The organism is Alistipes sp. D31t1_170403_E11, from assembly GCF_015553985.1.
Classification (GTDB): Bacteria; Bacteroidota; Bacteroidia; order Bacteroidales; family Rikenellaceae; genus Alistipes; species Alistipes montrealensis.
This window is the reverse complement of record NZ_JADNHQ010000013.1, coordinates 24698-32390: the sequence shown is the minus strand read 5'-3', so window position 1 is coordinate 32390 and position 7693 is coordinate 24698. Positions and strand designations below refer to the sequence as shown.

General features: G+C 53.4%; 3 protein-coding genes. All 3 read right to left on the bottom strand.

Features of this window, described 5'->3' with window-relative positions; all coding sequences use genetic code 11:
• Positions 1-2231: DUF6443 domain-containing protein (locus I2E69_RS14910; RefSeq protein ID WP_195462015.1), on the bottom strand; the 2231-nt coding region annotated here is incomplete at its 3' end.
• Between the two features lie 7 nt (positions 2232-2238).
• Entirely contained in the window at positions 2239-5238 is a 3000-nt protein-coding gene (locus I2E69_RS14905) for a hypothetical protein (RefSeq protein WP_195462014.1), read from the bottom strand.
• A gap of 444 nt (positions 5239-5682) precedes the next feature.
• Positions 5683-7584: a family 43 glycosylhydrolase gene (locus I2E69_RS14900; protein WP_195462013.1), complete on the bottom strand. Its 1902-nt coding sequence runs from the start codon at positions 7582-7584 to the stop codon at positions 5683-5685.
• Between the last annotated feature and the right edge of the window lie 109 nt (positions 7585-7693).

Genomic DNA, 7693 nt, shown 5'->3' with positions numbered 1-7693 from the left:
TGGTGCGGAGCGTTATAAGCCAGCGTCATCGAGAACTTCTCATTCGACTTGGAGGTCAACCAGCCCCGGAGGTTGTACGACAGTTCTTCGGCAAGCAACTGGTTGTCTCCGCCATATCGACGAGTTGTCAAATTGCCCAGTTCGTCATAACCGTAGTTCATACAGGCCTCTGCCCCATCGTTCAGACACGCACTCTCGGCCAACAAACGTCCCCTGGAATCGTAGGTGAACCGCCGAATCAACACATCCTCTTCCGCATCGCGATTCTTCCGGTGGGACTCGGCACTCAAAAGCACATTGCCGCAAAAATCATAGCGATAGCTGACCCGGTCGACACCGCCCGACTGATTCCGGATAACTGTCTGGATAACCCGACCTTTCTTATCGTAATAGAATGCCCGCTCCACATATTCGTCTACGGAGGAATCGTTCAAAATCCGGATTTTCTCATAGGCGCGCAAACTCGATCCGGCAATATCCCCCGCCGACACAATATCCGGAACTTCGGCAAATTCCAACTCCGCAGGAATCAGGGACGAATCGTAGAAACACTGCGATTCCAACTGCGCCGATGGTGAATCGTAAAGCGCAGACTCCCGGCCTTCGGCAAAAACCTCCGTCAATCCGGCACGGTCCAACGTCGTCGGAAGAATCCGACGGGTCGATTCCCGGTCAAAAGCATCATAACCGATCAACGCCCACCGGTTACCGGCAGCCCGCAGGTTACCGTCCTGGCTCATCACCAAACGATCGCCGCGGTCATAAACCAGGTACTCGGCCGCGCGTCCGGGAAATTTCTTTTCGATCACATTCCCCCGACCGTCGTACTTGTAAACATAACAATACTCCTGCGCGGCGGCCGCACTCTCCGGAAGAACCGATGAAGCACCCAGGCCGGCAGCGCCTTCGGGAGAAACAACCCAACGAAGACGGCCCATATCATCATATACGCTGTAAGTATCGATCGCATTACCGTTGCTATCGAACACACGGTTCAGAAGCGTCAGTCCTTCCTGATTGGCGAAAACCCGGGTAACGTTCCCGTCTTCGTCCAGCGTCTGGGTTTTACATAATGTCCCTTCGGGATAATACCCTGCCGCAGAAAGGATATTACCCGAATCGTCCACTTTCAACCGAAGGACTTCCCCGGAACCATTTCCAAGATATTCGACTGAAACATATTTCACACTGCCGTCGGACGTGAGCGTACCCGGACCTGCCGTACGCCGTACACGTCCCAAAGGAGACGATTCGTACTCCTTCACAGAATAGGGTCTCGCCTCTTCCGCGCCGAATTGCGCCCGATAGAATTGCGACTGGTCCCCGATTGCATCTCTGCGGAAAACACCTCCGTGTCCCTCAGCAGGATAAGGCAGGTAACTCCGGGCGTCATCACGCAGCACGGCATCGTATTCAATCGGAGTAACCAAATCCCTGCCCTGAGGTGTGTTCTGTACGCTAACGTCCTGAACGGGCAGGCCCAGGCCGTTGAAATAGCGAATGTCGCTCACCATCCCCGCACCACCGGGCGCCGTAGCCGTACGGGTCTCGATCCAGTTCGCACCTTGGCTCATATCAGGGCCAGTAACCGACACCTCGGCCTGAAACGGCGTCGTACGGGCTGTAATCCAATCCGTATTCGAACCGATCGCACAGGCATTATCGTCAAAGTCCGCAGTTATGCGCTGTAACGAGCTACACTCCGATCCATCCCCGATCGTATCGCTGTTGGCGGCCTCCAACCGATCGGGTTTCTTGCGGTTGGACGTACCGTCGTAATAAATCCAGTCCTTGATTACTCCGGATTTATCCGACAATTGCACCTCTTCGCCTCCGTTTGCAAGGATAATCTTATTCTGGTACACGATACCGCGCACCGCCGAAGCATCGAGCCCCGAATAAAGATCGGTCAGCAGGAAATTACTGCCCGCATAGCAATAGGCAATAACCAACGTCCCCCGACCGGGAATCACCGTACCATCCGGCAGTTGAAACTGTTCTGTAACCCCGGAGCCTTTAAGCATCCAGCCACTGATGTCAGCCTCTGCGGACTCGCAGTTATAAAGTTCGAGAAATTCGCCGTTGCTATACGGACGCGTAGTCACTACCTCGTTCAACGGGGTATCGTACATGATCTCGCTGATGATTACCCGGGGCGAAAACCGGGGCTGGGCGTTGAGGGTCGACACCAGTGCCAGCAAGATGCAGATTGTTGCTATCTGAGCTTTCATAGGGCATTTACAAGTCTTGTGAGTAGCTGTATTGAGTTTCGATATTCCCATCTCCGTCTTCAACCCGAAGCAGACGGCCGGTCTCCGTATTGTACACATACGACCTGGTACGTCCATCAGGATCGGTCTGGGATGCCATGCCGTACAGAGGCCGGTAAGTCGCCGTCGTAACCTGCAGTTTTTTATCTGTCCGCAGGTTATTGATCTGCTCCAGGTCGGCGACGGCAGGAACAGCCGCTTTCCGAACACGGCTGAGCAGGGTGCTGCCCAGTTTCTGCTGCACCTGCTCGTAGGTTGCATTCCGAATCTCGGCAATCAGATACTGGCCGTTATATCCCCACAGGTAGCAGACCGGACTTTTGCCCGGGGATACGATCTGGCATATATTGTCATCTTCATCGTAAAGGATGGCAGCCCGCTGTACATAGCCGGAGTCCGGCGTATAAGCCGAGGTTCCGGAAGGGCCGAAATCATTCGCGGCACTCTTGTTCGACAGGCGGAAAAGAGATTCGGACAAGTTATCCGTTTCCAGCATATACGCACTGACGATCCGGCCATAGAAATCATAGCGGTACGACTCCCCGGAAACAACCCGGCCATTGCGGCGAACGACCCGCTCCATCGGCAGGTCAACCTGATTCCGCGTCTGGAGGGACTGCACGTAGGAATCCCGAACATAATCTTCCGGGAAAAGCGTATGTTCAGTCACGATATCCCCGGTCGGATAGGTCGTCACCTTGCGTCCTGGCAGGTAATGACCGGGATTGTCGTAGTAATAGCGGGTCCGCGTGGTTTGGACCCGGCCATCGTCATTGCGGACATATTCGTCTTCCTGAGCCAACTGCATACATCCGATCTGAATAGCAGAAGTCCGGTAAGAAAAAACATTGTAATCCTTTACGAAAGAACTGGATAAATAGCCATCAACCAGAACGGCAATGACGCTCTGCCAAACCCGTCCCTGGAAAATCCGCTCCGGCTCCATATGGCATTCGTAACGGTAACCGGTTTTCTTCACCCATTCGTACTTTCCGTTATCATACCTGTAATAAATCGTGGAATCGGGAACCCCGATCCACCACGCGTCATCGCCGATCGGGTACGGCGCCTCCGGATCGGCATACTGCCCCATCATGCCGTACGGGTCTTCGAGATTGTATTTATAGACGGTTTTCCCGGTCTCAATACCCCTGTCTTTATTATATTCGGCAACCTCGCTGTAATTGATACGACTTCCATCAGAATAGTTCATCTGATAAATCGTATTGGGCAGGTAACTCCGCAGGCGTGCCGTAGCGTCCAGCGAATATGATCCCAGGTAGGGCGTATAGTACCGGACCTCCTGACAGGTATGACAGGTTCCGTACTCTTCGTCGAAAGTGGGCTCACGGCGAATAATGCCGTAGCCGTTTTCATTTTCTCCGTATTTATAGATTTTCTGCTTGACTAGCGTTGTGTCCGTATCGAAATAATTGATCTCATTGACGCGTAATCCGCCTGCATCGATTATGTAACCAAAATAATTCCCGTCATTGCACAGGTAATTGTTTCGTTCACATGAAAACTGCGTTAAGCCACCGGTGGGATATTTAATCGTAAGGAAAGGACTACCTTTCGTCGCCGTAGTGCTATACGCCGCGACGGATTGCAATCCGACCGACAGGCCGAAGTCCGTATTAAAGAAGTTCCGATCATTGATCAGGCGACCGTCCGGTCCGGGTTCAACCGTGATGAAATGCAGGGGAACGCCGGCACACCCATTGAGAAAAGTACCCATGCTTTTATACCCCCAGAAATCCGGAAAGCATTCGCCTTCGTGTTTCGTCCCATACGCAAATGAATAGGTGTCCCTGCCGACTGTCAGGGTTCTGAGCGTCCGCGCATAGCCACTGCCCTCCTGCGCCAGGGCGACGACCCGGACAGGTTCGGCCTGGCCCTCAGAAAATAGCTTTATCTGCGTCAGGACCTCATTATCGTCATAGACGAATTCGACCCGCCCGTTTTTGAACCGAATACCCGAAAGGTTATGGATAACCAGATTCTGATAATTACGTAAATCATCGACGGGGCCGACGCTTTCCCAGAAATAAGCATATCCACCGTCTTCTTCTACCTGCACAAGCTCCATGCGTGACGTGAGTTCACCCCCGTATATAAGGTGTTTCGGTCCACGTACCATGTTTCGGACAGCATTCGATGCGGCGCGGTTCGTGATACGAATCCGATCGTAAACTTCTTCTTTCCCGTTACACATTTTGACCAATGATTTTTTATAGCTGACATAATCGAAAGAAATGATATCAGCCCCGGAAGCACTGACTATCCGGTCACATTTCCAGGACATGTCAAGAGTCGTTCCCGCATTCGGACTGCACTGATCCTTGGCACTGGACGAAAAGTAATATGTCGTTCCATCCGTATCGACCGCCTCGAACCGGCCCGATGAATAGGAAACCTGTACTCCGTTCAAGGGGACCTGCTTCGGAATGGATGAACCGTTCTGCTGCCGCATAAAATAGAACGAACCTCCTTTCCCAAGCAACCTGTAATAAAATTTATCCGGCTCCTCGTCTTTCTGTTTTATATGCATCAAGTAAAGGTCTGTCTGACTCTTTGCCGGTGCAATTCCTTTATAATCGGGGTAATAAAAACCAGTGGATAAATACCCGGATGGCGCCAGGTCGTCCAATCCGTTAATCGACCGGGAAATCTGAATATCGGAACTCAGCGTCCAACCGGCTCCGGCCGCCCCGGGCAGTTGATTTACTTTTGCATAGTCGTCGATATGAAAAGAGAGCGTAAGCGGCAATTCCAGTTTACCCGAACGAATCGTGAAAAGCGGGATGCCAATATCCGGAATGCCAGTGCGGGGACTTACCGGATAATCGATATACTTCATCATGGAGGCAACCGAAGGCGGGTAGAAATTCACCCGGTTGTAATCGTTTTGGGAGAAGGCTGTTTGAGATATGACAACGGCAAGCGCGAAAGAATAAAGTTTTTTCATCGTTTCTAGGTTTGTGGTTTGTAGCAGGAATCTTTTACGTCACGCCGAAACAGAATTCCGGCAGATATAAAAACCGGAACAACACGCTCAGGACGGGAATCGAGACCTAATCGCGTCTTTCAGAAATTTTTCTATCGACACATAACTCGGACCCGCAATTCGAAAAAATCGGCAACGTATCAGCAAAATTAGCCTAAATGTCTCTCTGATATCCTGAAAACCAACGGATTCCAAACCTTTCAAACTGCGAATCAACACACTGATTATCAATACAATATAAAAAAAAGTGCCTAACAAGGCACTTACACAAATATACCACACTGATTTACTGCACATTACGATACAGGCACAAAGCATCACAGTCCAACCCAAAGGTCGTACGCTCCCAGGCTAAAACAAAAACGCCATCGAATTAAAAGTTTCGATGGCGTTGAGCATTGCGGCTTATTTCCTGAATTGGGGGACTTTCGCGCGGAGCGACGGCGAAGAGCCTTCGACACGGGGCCAGCCGCCGGTCCAGTCGACCCGGTCGGCCATCAGCACGCGGCCCCGGGGATCGGCGCGGCTCACGGCATGGTAGAAAATCCAGTCGCGGCCCTTGTCGTCGGTCACGATCTCGGAGTTATGCCCCGGCCCGACAAAATCGGGATTGCCATGGATCAGCATTTCATGGTGGTTTTCCAGCATCGGGCGGCCCTGCCGGTCGGTATAAGGCCCGAAGAGACTTTCGGAACGCCCCACAACCGTTGCGTAGGTACTTTTCAGCCCCTCGCAGCAACTGCCTGTCGACGCAAACAGATAATAGTATTTACCCCGTTTGTGGATATACGTCGCCTCGTAGGCATCCCCCGCAATCCGCACAGGTTGGGCATCCGGATCGAGGGACAGCCCGTCGGCAGCCAGTTGCGCGCCGTAAAGGCCGTGAAAACTGCCCCAGAAAAGGTATTTCTTCCCTCCGTCCTCGATATAGAACGGGTCTATGCAATTCTGAATACCGATCTCATTGCTACGAAACAGCTTGCCCAAGTCCTCGAAAGGGCCTTCGGGACGCTCAGCCACGGCAACGCCGATGCCGCAGGTCCATTCGCCGCCCCAGCGCGACATCGAATAATAGAGGACGTATTTATCCCCGATCCGGTTGATGTCGGGCGCCCAGACGCGGCCTTTCGGCTCGAACGTCGGGCGGGTCCGGTCCGTAAACGCCGTACCGATAAACTCCCAGTCGACCAGGTTTCGCGAACGGAAGATCGGAACGTTGCGGATGCTCTCCGTCGCATAGAGATAGAAACAACCGTCGTCGCCCCGGATAATCGTCGGGTCGGGCAGGCTCTGGTTCACAACGGGATTGAAATACTCGCCCTGCGGCGCTATCGGGCGCGCCCCGACGCCCTCGAAGGTCATCCGCACGGGTTTGATCCGCCCGTCGGCATCGAACCAAAGCCGGTCGATACAGGTCGCACGGCTGTCGCGGCCTGTTTCGGTCAGCGGACGACGGTGGTAAACGATATACCACTCATCCTTGCCCGGAACCTGGATCAGGGAGTGATGCCCGGCGCTCGTGGCCACTTCGGGGTCCTGCTCCAGGATCGTCCCGATGCGTTCGAAAGGTCCGAACGGCGAGTCGGCAATGGCATAGGCAACCCGGTAATCGGGACCGCCCCAACCGCCTTCGGACCACATGAAGTAGTATTTACCCTGCCGTTTGAACATGAACGGGCCTTCGGTGTAGCCCTTCGGCGTGACTTCGCGGTAAATCGTTCCGTCGTCGAACGGCACGACGCTCAGCAGGTCGGGAGCAAGCCGCACCATATTGCAGTGGCCCCAGCCGCCGTAGTACATATAATAGGTTCCGTCGTCGTCCCGAAAAACGAACTGGTCGATAGGCTGTGCGCCGTTCACGATCCGGTCGATCAGCGGTTTGCCCAGCGCATCGCGGAACGGCCCGGCCGGAGAGTCGGCCACGGCGACGCCGATACCGCCCACCTCGTTCTCGTGGATGTCGTTACCCGCGAAAAAGAGGTAATATTTGCCGTGGGCCTGAAGGATCGCCGGGGCCCACATCGCCCGTTTTACCCACGTGACATGCTCCGTCGTAAGGACCCGGGGATGCTTCTGCCAATGCACGAGGTCCTTCGAGGAAAAAGCATCGAAAAACGTCTGGTCTTCATAAAGAGCCGAATAAGTGGGATAAATCCAGTACTCGTCGCCGAAAACCACCCCTTCGGGATCGGCATACCACCCTTTGAAAAGCGGATTGCCGCTTTTTTCGCCCGCTTCCCCGGCCGTTTGCGCCCGGACTCCGGTGCAAGCCCACAGGCAGGCTGTCAATAACCAACAGTAACGCATATTTTCATATTTTTAACAAACAGGAAACGGGAATCACAACCTCAAGGAGTATCCTCAAATCCCCGCAACAGTGCTGTTTGAGGCGTAAAGTTAGCGATAATTTTACGGA

What these genes read in the sequence shown, in the direction of transcription:
- I2E69_RS14900 (WP_195462013.1), bottom strand. Translation starts at nt 7,584, where the DNA reads ATGCGTTACTGTTGGTTATTGACAGCCTGCCTGTGGGCTTGCACCGGA.
- I2E69_RS14905 (WP_195462014.1), bottom strand. Translation starts at nt 5,238, where the DNA reads ATGAAAAAACTTTATTCTTTCGCGCTTGCCGTTGTCATATCTCAAACA.